We start from the raw sequence: 20,077 nt of genomic DNA on the forward strand, positions 1-20,077 counted from the left end.
TGAGCTTGCTCTAGTATAGAAGGCCCCCTTTTAGGGGGTAATCACAAAGCCACCTTCTTCAGAAGGTGGTTTTTTACATTTTTAATGTCTTAATTAATTACCCCATTAACCCAAATTCTGGGATATAATGTTTTCGGATATACATCTTTCAAATCCTGAGTTTGGTAACTATTAAAAAGCAATGTTGATATTGAAACTATATAGAGGAATATTAAAAAACGAGTAAAATTTGTCATTTTATAGCATGTTTTTAATTCTGACTTAGATATAAATGCAAATAAAAATGTTAATATCAATTGTGAAAAAGGCATTACTATAACACCACTAAACATTGAATAAACTATCCCTGATAATATGGAATACATAACCACAATATTTTGGGGTTCCATGTCTTTTTGCAAATGTCTCAGTTTTCTATAAATCCAAATTAACAATCCGCTGCTGACTAATACAGTTGTAATAACACCATATTCATACAATAGTTGCATAAAAGCATTATGTGGATGCGCATGAGGTAGAGGTTTATCCGGTGCCCATGCAAATGCCATTGGGCCATACCCGAACCATAAATGTTCAGGTATAGTCCTAATAACATAGAGCCATAAGTCTAACCTACCGGAACTGCCTGTTCTGACTTTAAAATCAGTGTCTCCTATTAGCCATGAAGGTATGGCGATAATTAAAATCAACCAAAGTAAGATGCCTAGCAGCATAGATTGCAGTAATGGCCGAGAAAAATTTTTACGGCTTTCTCTTGGTAAAATAAAATACAATAAGACAGCAACAAAAATGAGTGATATTAAACTGCCTCTGGCTTCTGATTGCAAAATTACCATCCAATGTAATGCCATTATTATTATAGAAATAATGCGAAATTTAAATAAATGCAAAAAATAAAATGGTAACAATAGTAATGGTATCAACATAACCTGTAGTTGGTTGAAAAATCTTACATTAACGTAACCTGAAATCAACCCGTGGATACCGAAGCCTTGTGCATGTATGTAAGAAGAACGCAGGAGTATAATACATTGTATAAATGTTAATATTGAAAAAGTCAATGCAAAAATATAGACTGAAAAAATCAATTTATCTTTATCAATTGAATTGAAACATATAATGAATAAACAGAAAGATATTATTAATAAACCAATATTTTCAACTTCCACTATGCTCCAATAAATATGTTCACTCCTTAAGGTTGAAATTAAAAATAAACAAGTAAACATAATTAATGTGATTTTTATGGAATTGTTAATATCTATAAATTTAAAATTATTAATGAAGCATAATAATAATGTAAAAAAACATACAAAACTTACAACAAGAAATCTTTTTAAATCATATACACTACTAAAATCAATAAGTCTTGATAAATTGTTGGCATATATCGTTCCTAACAATATCACAGTTATAAATGAAATTAACAGCAACCAAGAGTACGTTTTTGTTTTCAATGAAATTCTCCAGCCTGTGCTACAGAAATACATCTTACTTAACAGTCGCACCTACACAGCTATAAACTGTTTATAACGCCATTTTTCACTTTCATCGATTTGTCATGTGGATCTTCCGCCTGAGTAGTAGAAGGGCTCACAGAAGATCTACAATCATTGGATTCATTTATACCAGCGTCATGTGCGAAATGTTTGCATAATTCGGAGAGCATGTCCCGCCATGGCGCATCGCCATGGTAATTGGTTAACCGTTGCCACTGCTGTGATGTTGTATCAACGAGAACCAGATCATCGTATTGGGGCAACATTGCCAACTGCCAATGGCGGTAATAGACCGCTCGTTGTTTTAAGGCAATATTCTGCTTGTAATTAGCGGATTTCATAACTGCTCTACCATTGTCTCTGACTTCGTAATGCGAGGCGGTTTCGGACATAACTTTTTTTTCATTGATAAAGCTAGAATTAATGGCGCTTACCGGCAACGACGACTCAATAAAAATTTTACGATTTTGGGTGTACGTTTGAGGGGATGATGGCAGCGGTTGGCCGTCGAAATTGAGTTTTCGCTCCTGTGGTAAACGCAATTTGGCAAATATCGTTGGTGCGATATCTATCAAAGAGAACAGTCCTTCGACCAATTGGGGACTGTGCGCCACAATACCGTTGTGATATCTGAGTTGTGCCAGCAGCACTTGTGACTGCTGTTGATCCAGAATGTTGGTTCCATGTCCCCAGGCAATGACATTAAGTTTCGGTTTACTCTGGTTATCAGTCGCTTCAAGTTTATCCTGTGGCAGCATAAAGCCTTCACCATGGTCCGACAGTAAGTACACTATGGCGTTATCTAATAGCCCACGTTGTTGCAGCCCTTGAAAAAAGTCATAGAGTTGCTGATCAAGCTTTTTCAACATTTGTTGGTACATATAGTGGTTGTAGTTGCCATCCCAACGTGAAAAATCGAGTTCAACAAAGTCCTTCGAAGTAAAAGGCCAGTGCAGTTGGCAAAAGTGAACTGCCAAAAAGTTGGGGCTGGTCAGAGATAGGCTGGACAACACCTCCTCGTTGAAAACCATGGGATCATAGACTTTGCCATAGGCGCGGTTGATATAAAGATAAGGGAAAAGATACTTACCTATTGGGGTATTAACTAACAGATTAATCAGTGGTAGGTCTGCCATGTTGGAAATAATGGCATCGGCAGCACCTATCTTAGGACCCACAACCTTATCGAAGCCATAATGTTCATCTATTTGATTGAAAAGTCGCTCGTCCATGGCGTAATGGGTCTGATAGCCGCTCTTTGACAGGGCTTGCACCAACGGAAATCTGTTCTGTACCAGTTCTGGTGGTGCCAGGTTAAAACGTACTCCCATGGTGGTTGGATATTGACCCGACAATATGCTCATCCATGCAACATAGGTGCGTCCCAATGGGGTATAGGTACGATCATAAATCACTGCTTTTGACAGCAGAGAATTTAGATATGGTGCCAGACTGGTATCGGCGCCCCGAAACGCGAGATGATCTGGCCTTAAGGCATCAATGCCAATAATAAAAATATTAGGTCTAGCTTGAGCTGTACTGGTGTTGCGGATGGTGCTGTTAAGCGCTAATACGCCGCCAGAGAGCAGCAGCAACACCAATAGGCTATTGACCCAACCCCAGTAGAGAAAGCGATACAGGATACTCATCAATCCATATAGAAAGTTTGCTATTAATAAAGTGGTCAAAAGTGTAATAAATGGAAGACTAGATAATGGTGTGTTGCGGAAAATACTTAACAGCGAAGTCGGGTACAAATAGGCATTGGCTGCCAATGCTAAAATAAAATGCAGTAACACCAACAATAGCCAGATCTGCGTCTTGATAGCCTCGTTGGAAATATGTTGATACCAAGGGCGGCAGGATAGGGTAATTATTGCAGCCCAGCCCGCGTGTAGTACCAGCGCAATACCTAAAAAATAGCTGATATCCAGTATCAGTCCTCGACTGAGTAACTCATCTTTATTGATAGCCGTCATGGTACTCGCGAGGGAAAATGCGGAATAAAACTGGATCACTTGTTTGTAGTTAACAAATGCCACCAACAACAGCAGCATTAGGGCCAGTGTACGGAGATAAGTTCGTAACAGCGAGACAGGATGATTATTTTGATTAACTGCTACTGACATGGAATGTCCCTGTTAATTTGCAATTGCATTAGCGCACTTACAGCTTAGTACTGCACGGTTATTCCCACATTTCGATTTAACAAACTGATATTCACTAAATCTTCTTACTTTTGTTATTGTTCAGCTTCGCGCTCTACAGGTTTTTGCTGATTGTAAAAGGGTTGCGTAACTTGTTTCTTGTCTAACGTTGATGACTTTTCCTGTTCAGTCTGGCGAGTGTTCTTCACTTGAAAACGGTCTGCCTGAAGCAGCGCATTGACGGTATTTCCAGAAGGCCAGTCACCCAAAATCAAATAGCGCTCTGCTAGCGTTTTTCCTGACTCTTCCCCAGAATCCACAGCAAAACGCGCCTGTGCCGTCTGCCATGCAGGCAAGAGAATGACTGACAATAACAGCAAGATAATCAGTGTCAGTGCTATTTGTATTGTTTGGTTTTTATTTATAGTCACCTGTTTGCACCAATCCCTTTCCCATGATTTGTAAAGTATAGTAGGGATTTTGGTATCTACCGCTGATACTGCTTTTTCTCTCGTATCCAAAGTTTGTAAAGTGAAGGGACATCTCTCAGTCTTTAACGCCCGTGATGGAGGACAGAGATATCCATGCCATAATATCTTCGACATACCCACGAATATTGCGGTAGCTTATGCCAAGTGAGAGCATGGATAAAATTTTACGGTCAATCTCGTCGGTCTGTTTAGTCTGGTTCTCTTAACTTCACCCTCTGTTAGGTTGAGTATTCAGTTCAAATGTTCAGACGGATGATTTAACGGTTTTTTTGGTGTAACCATTCTTGATGTGTGGCTGGTCATCGCTTCCGATTGAAGTGCTTTCATTGCTGGTTCTAAATCAACACTTTGATCATGTGTCATTCCTGCTTTATACATAATACTGAAATGACACATGATTTCTAAACACTACCAAAGAAAACTTAAAACTCATAAATAAGATTAACATTAATATTACTTTCTTTTATATGCATATTGTAATTTCCCAAGTCGGAATCATAACCCGAATAATTTTCATCATAGGTTTTGACCCATTCCACTTGTAGTGCGAGTGACGAACCATTCATAACCTGAAACCCTATACCATAAGCTACATCACTATCACTATCGCTTACATTTAAAACTGTTGCTTGTTGTTTCCCATAACCAAGTAAACCATAAACTTCGAAATCTTCATTTAGCGGATATATTAGACGTCCATACAAAGCAAAATAGTGATCTACAGATACCTGATATCCCATATAATCACCTTCAGACACATTTCCATATCCTCTAAATTCTACAGCAGTATATGGGGTAAATTTATAACCGATAATTGCGCCTAAAAGCGTATTGTTGCTCACGCTAACATCATATTGATCATAGTTGCTTGTTAGACCCGAGAAGTCGAGAGATGCAAATGATATCCCAATACCCATATATCCTTTTCCCACATTGCTTGGTTGTGAGAGAGCAGGTTGAATAGAACTAAAGGCTAGACTTGATGCAAGTACCACTGCTTTATAGTTGATCATAAATGTCATCCTGACGTTGTATTAAACATATTTACGATTTTATCTATAGTTTATTTCTAGTAATAATCAACTTCGTGCATTAAAAGTTTTGCATCATGGGTAGAACATGAACGTTTTTATGCAAAATAGGTTCTTGATTGACCAGTAGTCCAGTCGGTGATTTTATGCTTGCTTTTTAGGGGAGTAATCATGGATATCGATCAGTTAATCAACGAAACAACAATAAGTTACATGATGAACGCAGAATTTGGGGAGCGTGTATTACGGGGGAGATTTGCATAGATAGCCAATTAATGAACACTCATACGGATGTCCTGGGTTATCTATCTGCCAAAGTTGTTGCCTGCTGGATTTTGTACTAGAGATTTATGGAGCAGTTTACTTAATCCGATTAGTCAATAATGTCGACAGGGAGCGCCGTATTCATGAATCGCTTCACGTGGGTGTTTACTTCACTTGCTATTGCAAATCGTGAAAAGGGGAAGTTGGTCACCATTGACGCTAAACCTACTAGCGAAAACGTTAATATTGCCTCGTTTATGCCGCGCCCGTCTGACACATTAATGTGCCAGTCTCTGTTTATGTTGAGAAAACAAAGTGTTTTGAATGTGTTGCGCATCACCGAGGTTCTAGCTTTGACACGCTTTATTACAGTTAGATTGTTGGTGGCAGGAATATGTTTACTGATGAACTTATGTTTCACTCAAGTTAGTGCGGCAACCATTATTGCATCGGAAGTTTTACCAGAACAGCAGAGCAATACATTAGCGCATTCAAATGAATTTATCTGGTTTGATGAGTATGGTCATATCAAACCTCATACCACCCGTATGTTGGCGTTGACAAGCGATCTGGGTTTTACGTTATCGACAACTACCGTCGATGCCGCAGTTGCTAGTATAGATGAAACATATTCGCAATTTTTCCTCAATGTATTAGCCCAACTGACCGAGGTTACAGGGAAAAGGTATCCTCATACACAGCAGGATTTATACGAACTGAAATCCCAAGAACTGTTGGCAAGCATCGTCGATAATTTATTGCCCAACACGCCAAGGATCTCTGAATTACGGCAGATAATGGCACGCTATCGTGAACTGGGGCGTTATGCTTGGCCGACATTAACATCCTTTACTTTTAGATTAGGGCAACGAACCCCGGATATTGCCAAACTGAGGTGGATGTTAACGCAACTGGGGGATTTTAAGCCAAAAATGGCAGATGCCTATCGTGACGCAATTTATGATCCTGATTTAGGACAAGCCGTTAAGCATTTTCAGGCCAGACACGGGCTCGAACAAACTGGGACTTTGGATCCGCAGACATTGAGAGAACTGAATGTCTCACCATTACAGCGATTTAAACAGATGCAAGCTTCATTGTGGCGTTGGTCAGCATTGCCAGCACCATTACCGGCTAATTATGTCTGGATCAATCTGCCAGCTTACCAGCTGCATGTCGTAGAAAATGATGTTGATGTTATGACGATGAAGATCATCGTTGGTAAGTCTGCAACTCCGACACCGTTGATGAGCACCTATCTTACTCATTTTACGGTTAACCCTACGTGGACACCTCCTGCAAGTATTATCAATGAAGAGTTATTGCCGAAAAATAGCTCTGATCCCGGCTATTTAGCGCGCCAGGGCTTTCAGTTACGTAGTGCATCAGCACCACCATTGTCATTAGCCCATATGTCATCACAACAATTGTCGAAATTATTAAATCGTTATCAATTGGTACAGGCTCCGGGTAGCGGGAACGCGTTGGGTAAATTTCGTTTTTCTATCCCGAATAACAGTGCCATTTATCTGCACGACACACCAGTTAAGTCATTATTTAATCGTGATAATAGAGCCCTGAGTCACGGTTGTATTCGTTTACAGAATCCTGAAGGGTTACTGCAATACATAATGTCTAAACAGTCTGAGATTGGTGTGACTGATCTCGAACATTCGTTAAACCGCAACACTCCTAGTTATTTTCGTATTGTTAATCCGATAGCGGTTTTTGTTGACTATCATACAACTTGGGTGGATGAAGACGGCCTGTTACAGATCCGGCAGGATATTTATAAGCAAGACGAACAAATACGTCAGTTAATGCAGTCACATTTGGCAATAAAGGGCGCGAACTATGAACAAACATATTAAAGAATTGGCGTCGTTAATTCGCAGAGAAAAAAATGCCAAAATGAGGATTAAATTATTGGCATTGCAACATTTTATTGAAGGTCAGTCTCGTTCCCAGATTGCGGACTATTTAAAAGTCAGCCGCACGAGTGTAAACAAATGGGTGAGCGTTTACCTGTCTCATGGTATTGCTGGTCTGGCTGATAAAAGGCGTTCTGGACGGCCTCCAGCGCTGAGTTATGAGCAACAAAGACAACTTGCCGACTACATCGTGCGCTGTCAATCTCACTGCGACGAGCATAGTGTGACCGGACAAGCTATTCAAGCCTATATTGCAAGGTCTTTTGGTATAGACTATGAAATATCAACTGTTTATCGTATTTTAAACAAAATTTCGGTCAGTTAACCTAATATGCAGAATTAAAATACGATTTTAAAACTAAAAGACAGTGATATTAAGTGTCACTGGTGGTTTAGTTGCGTACTAAAGATTAGACCAAATCGATTATTTTTGAATAATTAACTGATCATATTTTTCAGTATTTACACAATAAATTAACAAGCATCAGTCATTAATATAAAAATCAAATTAAACAATTAGTTAACTAAATTTTTAGACCGAGGATATTTAATTAATACCTTCATAAATATTATTTTTTATGTCATTTTGTGAAGTCGAATAATATATTTATGATTAATATCAGCATGTTATGAACATTTCTAACCATTTGGTTATGCTGTGACTTTGCAATCACAAACTGATCACTTACTTATTCAATAAATTTCTAATCCTCCTCTTTGCTACCTTTAAATACAGCTATTAGGCCATTATCAATGTGGCACATAGCGTAAGAGTTGTATGGATCTCGGGAATCTTTGGGTTCAGTCAGGCATAGGGAAAAACGTACCGCTAGGTAAATTGCCAGACGAAGTTGAGTAAAGGGTGAGTACTGTGGTTTAAGTTCTCTTCAGCTAAGTATTGATGGGAATACTGGAATACCGCCCCTCAGCCGTGACTGTCCCGGTAAGTACCTTATATGACAGATTTTTATAAGTGTGTAGAGGAGAGAGTGATATGAACTTTAGAAGTTTATTAACGGAATTTGTAAAGGATGAAAGCGGTTTAACAGCGGTAGAGTACGCCATCGCTGGCGGTTTAGTGGTAGGGGGAATGATCGCTGCCTTTGTTACTTTAGGTGATAACGCAACAGCGAAGATTGATTGCTTAGGCAAAGCAGTGAACGGTGCCACTACAGATTGTTCCTCATGATAGAGATCTCATAGGTGTCTGCGCAGGGCTAACCACCTGCCAGACACTTTCTTAGCGCTACTGGATAGATGTGGGAGAAGGATAGATCGCCATGAATGATACGCAATTGCTACTGCAGATAGTATTGGCTGGTGCCTTTTTCCTCGTGGCAATTGCGCTGGATCTCTATTACCACCGTATTCCTAATTTGTTATGTCTATGTGCCATTTTTTGTGGCTTTGCCGTCAATGGTTATTTTGCTCAACTCAATGGCGTACTGATGGCCATGGCGGGCTTTGCCTTGGCCTTTGGGGTGTTGTTCCCAGTATTTGTGCTGAGAGTATTGGGTGCCGGCGACATTAAATTGATGATGGGTATTGGTGCCTTAATGGGACCCAAGCTGCTGATGTGGAGTTTGCTCTATGGCATCACTGCTGGGGCAGTGACAACATTACTGTTGGTGTTATGGCAAGTTGGTTTCAGAGGCGTATTTACAACGATTAAGCGTTACTGGCTGTGTGTTTATTACCATGTTTATTTCCGGCCTGAAGCTGGCGAAGCGGCTGGACAGAAGGTTCCTTATGCGCCTGCTCTGGCTATTGGCTGGGTGTGGGCTTGCTCGTTAGATAATCAGGTAATCGAACTGTACGGTGCCGTACAGCACTGGATCGGAGGTGTCTGAGATGTTGCAAAACAATCAACAGGCTTCTCTGTATCAGGTCGAGCCATCACCGCGAGATGTGTCTCCACATGCTGCAGTTGCTAGACGTCCTACAACTATCGCCGAAACAGGGTTGTCGGAATCGTTGTTGCTAGATCTCCTGACTAAACACCTTTTCACTGACGGTGTATTAACCAGAGAGCAACTCGCCAACAAGATGGGCATCACTGGCGGTATCTTGCAGGGGTTGCTGGATACCGCCAAGAAACTTGCGTGGATTGAAAATCGTCAGACTACGGTGGACGGTCAGATGCGTTATGCATTAAGCATGGCGGGAGATATTCATGCTAAGCAGGCATTCGCCAAAAACGGGTATCTGGGATTGGCCCCGGTGCCGCTGCAACAATACACTCCAATATGTCGACAGCAGTCGAGCCGGGCTAATCCTGTAACCTTTGAAATGTTACAGCAAGGGTTAAAGGCTTTGGTATTGCCGGAAGACTTGCTATACAAGATTGGACCCGCGATGAACTCCAGTCGACCGGTTCTGATCTATGGCCCACCGGGCACGGGTAAAAGTTACTTGTGTCGTCACCTCAATCTGGCACTCGGGGACGATGTACTCATCCCCTATGCGTTAGCTATAGGCAATGAAATCATTCAGGTGTTCGATCCTGAACTACACCATCAGGTTGATCTCACAGAAAATCACAATCCGCTGGATCTCGCGCAAGGACATGATCCGCGATGGCTCCGTTGTCATCGTCCGCTAAGAATAACTGGTGGGGAACTTACCGCGGAGATGCTGGAGGTCAGATTTGATCCCTATAGCCGAACTTACATGGCACCTCTGCAGCTTAAGGCCAATAACGGCATATTGTTGCTGGACGACTTAGGCCGGCAGCGCATCAGTGCCAAGCAACTGTTTAACAGATGGATTATTCCGATGGAGGAGCGCCGAGATTTTCTGGGGCTGCAATCTGGCGAGCATTTTGAAATTCCATTTGAATTGATCCTGCTGTTCTCAACTAACTTAGATCCAAAAGAATTAGTGGATGAAGCTTTTTTAAGGCGTCTGGGCTACAAAATTCATTTCGATGCGCTGAACGAAACGCTTTACCGACAGATTTGGTTCCGTGTGTGTGAGGAGTTGCAACTTCATTGCCCGGAGGAGGTATTTCAGTATTTTTTACGTGAATACCACCAACGTTGTAATAAGCCGTTGATCCCCTGTTACCCAAGAGATCTACTAGGCATCATCTCTGATCAGATGAGTTTTATGAAATTAGAACCTGAAGTGACCCGGTCGCTGATTGATTCCGCTTGGTCTATTTATTTTGTTTGATACGGCGGGTTATGTACACCTGTCATTAAACTCAGGGAGCTCACTATGAACAATAAAACTATACTGTTTGTTGTCTTATCTCTGGTCTTTGGTGTCTTTGCCGTCTACCTGGCAAACACCTGGTTGAACTCCAATACAAAACAGAATACCGCCGCAGAGACCCATACTGTCGTTACCATGGCAACACAGGTACCGATGGGAACTATTCTTGAGCGAAAACACATGATGCTAACGTCCGTTCCCGAGTCGATGATCCCCAAAGGCTCAATTCGTAAATTAGAAGATGCTGAAGGCATGGTCGTTAACCAGAAACTTTATCAAGGCGAAGTGCTCAGAGCGGAACGTCTGACCAAAAAAGGTGAGGGAAGTACTTTATCCAGTCTGATCACGCCGCAAATGCGGGCAGTGACTATTCGTGTCAATGATGTCGTTGGTGTCGCCGGGTTCTTGTTACCCGGAAATCGGGTAGATGTCATCAATCTTTACAAGCAGGGCAGTCTGAAAACCGATGTTGTGCTTGCTAATGTAAAAATTCTGGCTATCGATCAGCGTTCATCCAACGATGAGAACAAACCTGTGCTGGTACGGGCCGTGACTCTGGAACTGAGCCTGGAACAGGCGGAAGTGTTAATGATTGCCGAGGGGCGTGGTTCATTACAGTTGGCATTGAGGAATCCTAACGACGAGGCACAGGTGGAAATCGCTGATATTAACAAAGTACCGCCTGCTGAAGTCGGCGCAGAGTCTAAGCCCGCACCTATGCCGGTGGAGCGAGTAGTTTACGTTCCAACGCCTAAACGTAATGGAAAAGTTTTTGTATTGAAAGGCATCAGCGAGCAGGAAGTGAAGGTTCAGAATTGATAAAAGCTCGCACTGATTTTAGGTGATTTTTATAAAAATTTATTAATTTACATTTTATAACAAGAAGTTACAAAGGAGTGCCCCATGCTGAGCATAACTCGACCTCTGTTTAAAATGGGATGCTGTCTGCTGGTGTTATTTCCCATACTGTTTATCAGTAATTCCGCGTTAGCTGGTGGTCCGATAGGAGCCCAAAATGACACCAAGCTGATCCCCATCTTTAAATCGCGGGTTATCAAACTATCTAAAGATGTGAATCGTGTTTCGGTGGGGAACCCTGATATTGCAGATATCAAATTATTGCCCAACAGCGAACTCTATATGTTGGGCAAGCACTTAGGCAGTACCAACGTAATGATCTGGAATAAAGACGATGTCCTTGTCAAGGTGATGGACATAGAAGTTACCCATGATCTCAATGGGTTAAAACAACGATTACATGATTTTTTACCGGATGAGACGCTCGGAGTGCAGACTTCTCAGGGGCAGTTGGTACTGAGTGGACAAGCATCGAATCTGCAGAAAATGAATACTGCAGTGGAATTAGCCCAAGCGTATGTGGATGCGGCATCCATCGACAAGTCTAAGGGGCAGGTGCTGAACATGATGAGTGTTGGTGGTGGCCATCAAGTGATGTTGGAGGTCGTGGTTGCTGAAGTTCAACGGGAAGTTGCTCGTCAGCTTGACTCCAAGTTCCTGTTTTATAACTCAGATGCCAAACTGTCTGGCGGTATTCTCAGTGGAGGAACCGGACTTCTGGAAGATTACACCGGTGGCGTAAGTAAGGGGCTCTTTGCCCAATTTATCAATAAGGAGCTTCTGGTTAACTATGCGCTCGATGTGGCTAAACAGAATGGACTGGCAAAAGTACTCGCCGAGCCGAATGTGACGGCGATGAGCGGACAAGCAGCCGAATTTTTGTCCGGTGGCGAATTCCCTATTCCGGTACCGGGAAGAAATGGGGATACCACCATCCAATATCGGGATTATGGGGTCGGAGTGAAGTTTGTGCCAACGGTGTTGGATTCGGGCAAGATCAACCTGAGTTTAAATGTTGTCGTGAGTGATATCAGCACTGCTAATTCGGTAACGCTATCTTCCAGTACAACCTCAACAGTGATGGTGGTTCCAGCGCTGGTAAAACGCCATACCTCCACTACTGTTGAATTAGCTGATGGGCAGACAATAGCGATTAGTGGATTGATCAGCGATAACTTACAGGAAAACGTCGATAAATTCCCCGGGTTAGGCGATATCCCAATCTTGGGGCAACTATTTTCGAGTAAGAGCTTTACCAGTGGTCAAAGTGAACTGGTCATTCTGGTCACCCCAAGGTTAGTTAGACCCTTCAATAAGAAAGATATTTCCTTACCCACTGATGGTTTTGTTACGCCATCAGATGTGGAGTTTTATCTCTTAGGTAAGATGTCTAGAAAAGAGCATCCGCAGCAACGTAGTGAGACGCCATATGTCCCAGCGAAAGCTAATGCCAATTTGGAAGACAGTGGCACCCAACAGAAGTACGGTCATTCCCTTTAGAACGGAGCTAGCTATATGAAATTTTTATATAGAAGTGTGAAAGTTACCTGCTACTTCATTGTTCTAATGCCACTGGCATTGTTGTCGGCTTGTACTAGTTTGTACGATTTTTCAATGGTCGACAGCTACAACCGTATCAAGCAGGTGCAAGTGCTCGATCCGAGCGCGGCCGAACGCAATGACGGCATGATCCTCAGTCTCGAGGGTAACTATGGCCGTAAGGTGATGGTGACTTATCGAGAAAGCAGCGTAGCACCGACTAGTGGTCAACAGATGGACACCTCAATCATTTCGAATTCGAAATGATATGAGTTCGGTTGGAGCCCATCATGCAAAAGGTATTGGTATCACGTAAGTCGCGCCAGCGCGGAGCAATTGCTGTAATGTTTACCATCGGCTTGTTTGCCATTATTGCTGTAGTGGCGCTAGCACTAGATGGTAGCGATATGTTGCTTAGCAAAGGGCGACTGCAAAATGCCGTGGATGCAGCAGCATTAAGTGCTGCCAAATCGTTGCAGGGCGGGAGTACCCTGGCTGATGCCCGTCAGGCGGCGGTTTTAATCCTGTCTCAAAACCTTGCTTATGGTGAAAACCATGCGCTTCGCTCTAATATTTCGTTAGATTCTCCTATCTATACCAGCACCCAGGTGACAGCCAATGTGGTTGTTGAGTTTTCAGCCCTTCCAGATCCCTTCGTCCCCACGCTAGCCGAAGGTTCCGAATATGTGCGGGTGAGGGTTGAACAGGTGTCATTAGGTAATTATCTGGCGCAGGTAATGAACTTTAATAAACGTGTTCGTGCATCTGCGGTGGCAGGTCGTAGTACAGATATCGTGTGTAATAATCGCATAGTGCCATTATTGGTGTGTGCGGTGAATGATGATCCAGATGACCCTGATGGACCCTATGGTATTAAGACGGAAACACTATATGCGATGAAGTCCAGCGCCAATCAGAACAGTGCGCTAGGCCCAGGTAATTTTCAGTTGCTTGCGCTGTCCGGTACCGGTGGCGATGAGATCCGTAAGGCCTTGGCGGGCGAATTCTCTCCTGATACTTGTATTGAAGCTGGCGACACTGTGCCAACCGAGCCAGGTGACAAAGTTGGACCGGTAGTACAGGGACTTAACACGCGCTTTGGTGAGTGGCAAGGCGGGGGGCTGAATGCCACTGATCATCCCCGGGATTTTAATGTTTGTCAGGGGGATCGCGTGGATGTTGATAGCGATGGCAACATCATTCCGATGCCGGCAGGACAGGCCTATTATTCGCATGCACAGTACCTAGCTAATGAGGATATTGGCAACTGTATTGATGAAACACCTCCTGCAGCGGCAGGCAGACGTAATCTGCCAGTAGTCATTGGTAAGTGTGACGGCTTAACTAACGGGCGAAATGATATTACGACCTTGACCACAGGATGTTTCTTCTTAACGCAGGATGTGGAGCAAAAAGGTAATGAAGCCTATGTTATCGGTGAATTTGTTGAAGAGTGCGCCGGGGCTGGCAATGCTTCTCTGGATCCTAATTTTGTCAGCAATACCTCGACGATTGTTTTATATCGAGATCCTGACAGTCCGGATTCATAGGGGGTCTACATGCATATATCAAGTCAAAAAGGTGTTGCCGCAGTAGAACTGACCATTTTATTACCGTTTTTTTTGTTGGTGATCTTCGCCACGGCTGAGCTAGGCCGTGCGTTATATCAATACAATACCCTAACCAAGCTGGTCAGGGATGCTGGCCGATACCTCGCTAATAACGCGGATAAAAGGGTGACAACAACATTACCCAGTCCGCTGTCTGACGCTAATTGTGGCAATTGCATCACTCAAACTAAAAATCTGTTGGTATATGGCAACATTGCTGGCAGCGGAACGCCACTGCTTTATGGTTTATCAATCGCTAACGTCAATATTGCCAATGCGCCTTCGGGGAGCAGACAGGTCATGGTAAGTGCGAACTATGATTGGCAACCGTTGTTCTCTGAGACACTGCCGGTATTTGGATTCGGCGAGAGTATTGATCTGAGTTTTAATCTCAATGCCAGTTACGCGGTGACTGCATTATGAAAAAGCAATCCGGAATTTATGTGGTGGAATTCGCTATTGTCGCAGGTGTTTTTTTTGTGCTGTTGTTTAGCGCAATAGAAATCGGGCGTTTGTTCTACACCTACAGTGTGTTGCAGGAAGCTTCACGTCGGACTGCCCGTCTCGCCGTGGTATGTAGTCCTGCGACTGATATTAGCAATTTGGCGCTGTTCAATGGCGCTAAGTTAATTCCCAATCTCAGCGCCAGTAATGTGCTTATTCGTTACCTAAAATATGACGGTACCGCGGCAACTCAAGCTAATGGCGCCGATATTTCTTTTGTTCAGGCGCAAATTCGTAATTATCAGCACGAGTTTCTCGTTCCAGGTTTGTACCGCACACTTAATTCTCCAGTATTTACCACCACGTTGCCACGCGAGAGTCTGGGTGTCTTTCCTGGAGGAACCACAACATGCCAATAAATAACAGTGAACCTTACGGATCACGACTATAGTAAACATAAGGCGTTTTATGTAAGGGAGAAATCATGGATAAGCCGTTGGAATTATTGGTTTCAGACGTCAATGAATCAGCTGTTCCTAATGATAAGGCAACGATTACTATGTCCTTCCCAATTACTGCATTGCTATTGGACAGCCAAAAAAAGTTCTTACCGCATCTGGAAAAGAACTTGGATAGTTGCATCAATCTTACATGGGAAAAGACTGCTGATATTACCCGTAGGAAAACCACTAGTGACACTGGTCGGCATTTCAATCTCATCTTGTTAGTGTTGCCGGATAATACTGTTCAAGCTGAAGCAGCGCTGCAATGCGCAGCAAGTTATGGTGTTGATATTGTTATTCTCGGGCAGGATTCGCCACAAACTGTCCTTCGTCTGGCTTTTCAATATGGGGTAAGTGATTTTATCCCGCTGGGTGCCGACGATGTTGAATTATTTCAAGCGCTACAAAAAATATCTCTGCAATTAAGCGAGACTGCGAAGTTGTCGCCGGTACTGGCAGTGGTCAATGGCAAAGGGGGCGCCGGTGCCAGTTTTATTGCTGCATGTATGGCGGTGATTGCAGCCAAGATGGAACACAGCGATTTAGCATTGCTGGACACTGATCTGCAATATGGCTCGTTGGCCCACATATTGGGTCTCGAACCGAACTATTTCATTGCAGAAGCCTTACAGTCATTGGATGACATGGATGAGATCGCGCTGAAGAGTGCTATGACTTCATGGAATAGTCTGCATTTATTGGCAGCGGCACCGTTCTCCTTAATGAATGCCCGTGAGGAAATTAAACTCAATAAAATCTATGATTTGATATGGAAATGTCGCCAACATTATTCTCAAGTCATTATCGACTTTTCGCGCGGTCTGGAAGCCTGGAACGCTGAACTTCTGCGTAATGCTGATCTCCTGGTTGTCACACAACAGAATCTGGCGTTCATTCGCGAAACTCAGGCGCTGGTGCATCAGCTCGTCAATAAAATGGGTATCAGCAAAGATCGCATTCATCTGCTGGTCAACCGATATGATAAAGCTAACTCGGCTATCAAGCTCTCTGATATCAAGAATGTGGTAGGCGTTGATTCAGTATTTGTGGTCTCGAACGATTTCAAGCTGGCAAGTGAATGTGTTGACCTCGGATTACCCATCACTCAAGTGGCAAAAAGACAACAGATGTTCAAAGATCTAACAGCGCTTACAACGCATTTTCTTCCGATCCATGATAGCCAGGAAAAAAACAAATCAGGTTTTTTGTCACGTCTATTCGGGAAATAAGAGATAAGGGGGATCACGGATGGAAAGCAAGGTATCGACTCAACCATATCAACCCCTCAGTGTTGAAGAACAGGAACTGAAGATCCAGCTTTACAATAAATTGCTGAGTGTTATGGATCTGTCGTTAATCGAGACCATCTCCAAAGACGATGCCCGAAAGCAGATCCGCGAGATTTGTGAGCGACTGATGGGTGACATGCATATGCCGATCAATTTGGCATCCCGTCAGCGTCTCGTTAAGTTAATTATTGATGAAGTCCTTGGGTTAGGACCTTTGGAGACCTTACTTGCGGACCCTACGATTTCAGATATTTTGGTTAACTCATTTGACCGTGTCTATGTAGAACGTTACGGAAAACTAGAAGCCGTCGACATCAAGTTTCACAGCAATTCCCATCTGCTGAATATCATCGATCGTATTGTGTCTAATGTTGGTCGCCGCATTGATGAGTCATCACCTATGGTAGATGCCAGGCTTGATGATGGCTCCAGGGTTAACGCCATTATTCCGCCATTGGCGCTGGACGGTCCAGCACTGTCAATTCGTCGCTTCTCGGTTGATAAACTGACTGCGAGTGAGCTTATTCAGTACGGCTCAATTACAGAAGATATGGTCGAACTGCTTAAGGGATCCGTCAAAGGTAAGCTCAATATTTTGGTTTCCGGTGGGACAGGCAGTGGCAAAACAACCCTGCTTAATATGCTATCAGGTTATATTCCAGCCGATGAACGTATCGTCACCATCGAAGATTCTGCAGAACTGCAGTTGCAGCAGCCTCATACTGTGCGGTTGGAAACACGTCCACAAAACATCGAAGGCCGCGGTGAAGTGACTCAGCGGGATCTGGTTAAAAACTGCTTACGTATGCGGCCGGACCGGATCGTCGTCGGTGAGGTGCGTGGCGGCGAAGCTCTGGATATGCTGACGGCGATGAACACCGGGCATGAAGGCTCCTTAACTACGTTACATGCTAATAGTCCGAGAGATGCCTTGGGGCGCCTTGAATACATGGTGTGTATGGCGGGTTTTGATATGCCTGTCAGTAATATCCGGACTCAGATTGCGTCAGCAATAGACCTCGTTGTGCAACTTGAAAGACAGGAAGATGGTCGCCGGCGAGTCACCAGTATCCAGGAGATCAACGGCATGGAAGGTGAGGTTATCACTATGTCGGAATTGTTCCATTTTGTGCGTAAAGGCATTGATGCTGACGGCAAGATCATCGGGGCCTTTGAAGCCACGGGAGTTATCCCGGGCTTCCATAGCAAATTGAAGCAACAAGGTATCGATTTACCTTATCAGCTGTTTAACTGTGATGACAACTTCGCGAATTATTAGGAGATTTTGCCTATGTTTTCTAATGAAGTTATTTTCCTGGGGTTGATATTTATTGCGGTGATATTTCTCTCACAGGCGCTATTTTTACCGGTATACAGCCCTCAGCGGGCAAATACGTCGTTAGTGCGTAAACGTCTTAAAAAGTTATCAGAGGAGGCAGGTGACAAGAATTTTGAAACGTCGCTATTACGTAGAAACCGTCTGAGCAAAGTAGGGGTTATAGGCCGAGCATTAGAGCGCATTGAGTTTATTGAGAATTTGAGCGACCGGTTGGAACTGGCTGATTACAAATTATTGGGTCATCAGTTTCTATTGATGGCAGTCGGCAGTGCTTTAGTGCTTGGGATCGGCAGTTGGTTTTACCTACGTGAACCATTGGCCGGTGGCTTCGTTGGTATAGTCACTATCATGCTGTTTTACTTCAAGCTTAATCGTGATATCACAAAGCGAATGGATGCGATAGAAAGCAGTTTCCCCGATGCATTGGATGTAATACGCCGGGCATTGCAGGCCGGATATTCATTTTCGGATGCAATCAAATTAGTCACAGAAGAAATGCAGGGACCTCTGGCAAAAGAATTTAGCCTGATGTTCGCCAATATCAATTACAGCAAAGATACTAAACGTGCACTATTGGGGTTTATCGAGCGAGTTCCAAGTGTTTCTGCGATGGCATTTGCTAGCGCTGTCATGGTGCAAAAAGAAACGGGCGGTAATCTTGCTGAGAACATTGAGAATCTTTCAACGGTAATACGTCAACGTTTTACCTTTAGACGTCGTGTTAAAACATTGTCGGCAGAAGGTCGTTTATCTGCCTGGATTTTGATTTTGCTCCCCTTCGTTTTATTTGCGGTTATCTATATCCAAACGCCGGGTTATGTTGCTGAATTAACCGGTACTGAAGATGGGAGACGATTACTGATTTGGGGCGCCATCGGCATGGTCGTCGGTGGATTGTGGATACGTAAACTGATTAGGATAGACATATAATATGGAATACTTAATCGGACTATTCAGTACTATTTTTGATGACCCCCTGCATGTAAAGTGGGCCATCTACTCTGTGGCAGCGATTGCCGGGGTGACATTAGCCATTTCAGTATCCTTGTTGATCTCCGGAGTCTATTCGCCTGTCAGGCGAAAAATGCAGGGGCTGAGTCAACATGAAGCTGTGAGTCCCAAGGCCTCTAACAATATGACAAGTACCTTGGAACATGGGATAAGTAAGTTAGGTAAACAGCCATTTCTAAACCTTTCGAATGACGAAACCCGGCGTTTATTGATCCATGCGGGGTTACATTCTGAAAGTGCGTTAGCGGTGTTTAGTGCTATTCGCCTGTTATTGCTGTTACTGGGGGCCGGCATTTCGATTCTTGTCCTCAACATATTTTCGGATTTATCGGCACTTGCCAGTATTTACATTGTGTGTTTGATTGTTGGCATTGCTTTTTTATCACCGTCGTTAGTTTTGCAATCCATGGCGACTCGACGCATGCGGCTATTGCGAACAGGTTTTCCTGATGCGTTGGACTTGTTGGTTGTCTGCTGTGAGGCCGGCTTAGGGTTACTCGCAGCATTAAGCCGCGTTGCCAAGGAGTTGGCGTTTAGTCACCCCGCACTGGCCAGTGAATTAGAACTGGTTTGCTCTAAAGCTCGTGCGGGGTTGACGATCAAGGTGGCGTTACAAGAATTTACTGAACGTACTGGTCTGGAAGATATTAAGGGGCTTAATTCAGCCATTTCACAAAGCATCCGGTTAGGGACTGGGATTGCTGAAACCTTGAGGGTATTTTCCGATGAATACCGGAATAAACGGCTTCAGGAAGCTGAGGAAAAAGCGGCCAAGCTGGCAGTTAAGATGATTTTCCCAATGATGTTCTGTATTTGGCCATCATTCTTCATTGTGGCCGTAGGGCCTGCAGTACTCAAAGTTATGAAAGTGTGGGGACAAGCATTTTAAGCACTGTTAAATGGCT

At 43.4% G+C, this 20,077-nt stretch carries 19 protein-coding genes; 15 read left to right on the forward strand and 4 right to left on the reverse strand.

Annotation, left to right across the window (positions count from 1 at the left end; all coding sequences use genetic code 11):
* Positions 1-89 precede the first annotated feature (89 nt).
* From PY479_RS15410 to PY479_RS15425, 4 genes are all read right to left on the reverse strand, one after another.
* A complete protein-coding gene (locus PY479_RS15410) occupies positions 90-1,169 on the reverse strand; it encodes an O-antigen ligase family protein (RefSeq protein WP_275484285.1) in 1,080 nt (359 codons plus the stop codon).
* A gap of 347 nt (positions 1,170-1,516) precedes the next feature.
* Entirely contained in the window at positions 1,517-3,628 is a 2,112-nt protein-coding gene (locus tag PY479_RS15415; RefSeq protein ID WP_275484286.1) for a sulfatase-like hydrolase/transferase, read from the reverse strand.
* Positions 3,629-3,741: 113 nt separating this feature from the next.
* Entirely contained in the window at positions 3,742-4,077 is a 336-nt protein-coding gene (locus tag PY479_RS15420) for a hypothetical protein (protein ID WP_275484287.1), read from the reverse strand.
* A 482-nt stretch (positions 4,078-4,559) separates the two neighbouring features.
* Positions 4,560-5,150: an outer membrane beta-barrel protein gene (locus PY479_RS15425; RefSeq protein ID WP_275484288.1), complete on the reverse strand. Its 591-nt coding sequence runs from the start codon at positions 5,148-5,150 to the stop codon at positions 4,560-4,562.
* Positions 5,151-5,836: 686 nt separating this feature from the next.
* On the opposite strand from PY479_RS15425, the gene PY479_RS15430 reads away from it, so the two are divergent.
* The 15 genes from PY479_RS15430 to PY479_RS15500 all read left to right on the forward strand — a co-directional run bounded on the left by PY479_RS15430 (position 5,837) and on the right by PY479_RS15500 (position 20,061).
* Positions 5,837-7,303: a L,D-transpeptidase family protein gene (locus PY479_RS15430; protein WP_275484289.1), complete on the forward strand. Its 1,467-nt coding sequence runs from the start codon at positions 5,837-5,839 to the stop codon at positions 7,301-7,303.
* Positions 7,287-7,688 (forward strand): helix-turn-helix domain-containing protein, encoded by a 402-nt coding sequence (locus PY479_RS15435; protein WP_275484290.1) that lies wholly within the window; start codon positions 7,287-7,289, stop codon positions 7,686-7,688. The genes PY479_RS15430 and PY479_RS15435 overlap by 17 nt, the downstream gene beginning before the upstream one ends.
* 669 nt (positions 7,689-8,357) lie before the next feature.
* Positions 8,358-8,552, forward strand: coding sequence for a Flp family type IVb pilin (locus PY479_RS15440; protein ID WP_275484291.1), 195 nt, complete (start codon positions 8,358-8,360; stop codon positions 8,550-8,552).
* Positions 8,553-8,643: 91 nt separating this feature from the next.
* A complete protein-coding gene (locus PY479_RS15445) occupies positions 8,644-9,213 on the forward strand; it encodes an A24 family peptidase (RefSeq protein WP_212595949.1) in 570 nt (189 codons plus the stop codon).
* A gap of 1 nt (position 9,214) precedes the next feature.
* Positions 9,215-10,537 carry an AAA family ATPase gene (locus PY479_RS15450; protein ID WP_275484292.1) on the forward strand — a complete coding sequence of 441 codons (1,323 nt, stop codon included), beginning with the start codon at positions 9,215-9,217 and terminating at the stop codon, positions 10,535-10,537.
* A gap of 45 nt (positions 10,538-10,582) precedes the next feature.
* Positions 10,583-11,398 carry a Flp pilus assembly protein CpaB gene (gene cpaB / locus PY479_RS15455; RefSeq protein ID WP_275484293.1) on the forward strand — a complete coding sequence of 272 codons (816 nt, stop codon included), beginning with the start codon at positions 10,583-10,585 and terminating at the stop codon, positions 11,396-11,398.
* Positions 11,399-11,482: 84 nt separating this feature from the next.
* Positions 11,483-12,937 (forward strand): type II and III secretion system protein family protein, encoded by a 1,455-nt coding sequence (locus tag PY479_RS15460; RefSeq protein ID WP_212595952.1) that lies wholly within the window; start codon positions 11,483-11,485, stop codon positions 12,935-12,937.
* A gap of 15 nt (positions 12,938-12,952) precedes the next feature.
* A complete protein-coding gene (locus PY479_RS15465) occupies positions 12,953-13,243 on the forward strand; it encodes a hypothetical protein (protein WP_275484294.1) in 291 nt (96 codons plus the stop codon).
* A 23-nt stretch (positions 13,244-13,266) separates the two neighbouring features.
* Positions 13,267-14,526 carry a pilus assembly protein TadG-related protein gene (locus tag PY479_RS15470; RefSeq protein WP_275484295.1) on the forward strand — a complete coding sequence of 420 codons (1,260 nt, stop codon included), beginning with the start codon at positions 13,267-13,269 and terminating at the stop codon, positions 14,524-14,526.
* A 9-nt stretch (positions 14,527-14,535) separates the two neighbouring features.
* Positions 14,536-15,009, forward strand: a complete 474-nt coding sequence (locus PY479_RS15475; protein ID WP_275484296.1) for a TadE family protein — start codon at positions 14,536-14,538, stop codon at positions 15,007-15,009.
* Positions 15,006-15,449: a TadE family protein gene (locus PY479_RS15480; RefSeq protein ID WP_275484297.1), complete on the forward strand. Its 444-nt coding sequence runs from the start codon at positions 15,006-15,008 to the stop codon at positions 15,447-15,449. The genes PY479_RS15475 and PY479_RS15480 overlap by 4 nt, the downstream gene beginning before the upstream one ends.
* A 65-nt stretch (positions 15,450-15,514) precedes the next feature.
* Positions 15,515-16,762, forward strand: coding sequence for an AAA family ATPase (locus tag PY479_RS15485; RefSeq protein WP_275484298.1), 1,248 nt, complete (start codon positions 15,515-15,517; stop codon positions 16,760-16,762).
* A 19-nt stretch (positions 16,763-16,781) separates the two neighbouring features.
* Positions 16,782-18,101: a CpaF family protein gene (locus tag PY479_RS15490; RefSeq protein ID WP_275484299.1), complete on the forward strand. Its 1,320-nt coding sequence runs from the start codon at positions 16,782-16,784 to the stop codon at positions 18,099-18,101.
* 12 nt (positions 18,102-18,113) lie between these two features.
* Positions 18,114-19,091 carry a type II secretion system F family protein gene (locus PY479_RS15495; RefSeq protein ID WP_275484300.1) on the forward strand — a complete coding sequence of 326 codons (978 nt, stop codon included), beginning with the start codon at positions 18,114-18,116 and terminating at the stop codon, positions 19,089-19,091.
* A gap of 1 nt (position 19,092) precedes the next feature.
* Positions 19,093-20,061, forward strand: coding sequence for a type II secretion system F family protein (locus tag PY479_RS15500; RefSeq protein WP_275484301.1), 969 nt, complete (start codon positions 19,093-19,095; stop codon positions 20,059-20,061).
* The last annotated feature ends 16 nt before the right edge of the window (positions 20,062-20,077 follow it).

Source organism: Shewanella sp. A32, assembly GCF_029167175.1.
Lineage (GTDB): Bacteria > Pseudomonadota > Gammaproteobacteria > Enterobacterales > Shewanellaceae > Shewanella > Shewanella yunxiaonensis.